This window comes from Oleiphilus sp. HI0079 (genome assembly GCF_001635105.1).
Genome location: NZ_LWFT01000034.1, coordinates 1 through 754 on the forward strand (window position 1 = coordinate 1; position 754 = coordinate 754).

Sequence of the window (754 nt, forward strand, 5' to 3'; positions counted from 1 at the left end):
AATGTAAAGCAGCATGGAATGACCACGTCATTTACCGTGATTCGACCGGGAGATCGTCCAGAGCTTGATGTCGAGCTGCATATGCCGGGCGAGCACAATGTGCTTAATGCCCTTGCTGCAATTGCGGTGGCAACCGATGAGGGGGTCAATGATGATGCGATTAGATCCGCGTTGTCTGGCTTTCAAGGTGTTGGGCGTCGTTTTCAGATACAAGGTGACTATCGGTTCGATGGTTGTCAGGTGATGCTCGTTGATGATTATGGACATCATCCGAGCGAAGTGGGTGTAACGATCAAGGCGATTCGCGATGGATGGCCTGAAAAGCGTTTGGTGATGGTCTTTCAGCCACACAGATACAGCCGCACGAGCGACCTTTATGAAGATTTCGTACGTGTTTTGTCTGAGGTGGATGTGTTGATCATGCTGGATGTGTACTCCGCCGGTGAAAAGCATATCCCGGGCGCGGACAGCAGGAGTCTCTGTCGAAGTATCCGTCAGCGAACAGGTCTCGATCCCGTTTTTATTGAAGATGCGACTGAGCTACAAGAAGTGTTAGTCAACCTCGTGGGTGATAACGACATCGTCGTTACGCAAGGCGCTGGTAACGTTGGCCAGCTCAGTCTTGAATTGGCGAACCACCTTTCAGAATTGGAGGGCGGATGAGCTATCAAGCCGATCGAACACTAATTGAAGCGTTGGGCAAAATTGCCGTTGTATGCGGTGGATGTTCCGCCGAACGAGAGGTTTCGCTGAA

1 protein-coding gene is annotated in these 754 nt (G+C 51.1%); it reads left to right on the plus strand.

Annotated features, from left to right (window positions below):
- The coding region (locus A3750_RS00665) for a glutamate ligase domain-containing protein (RefSeq protein ID WP_255374855.1) at positions 1-663 on the plus strand (663 nt) is incomplete at its 5' end.
- Positions 664-754 lie beyond the last annotated feature (91 nt).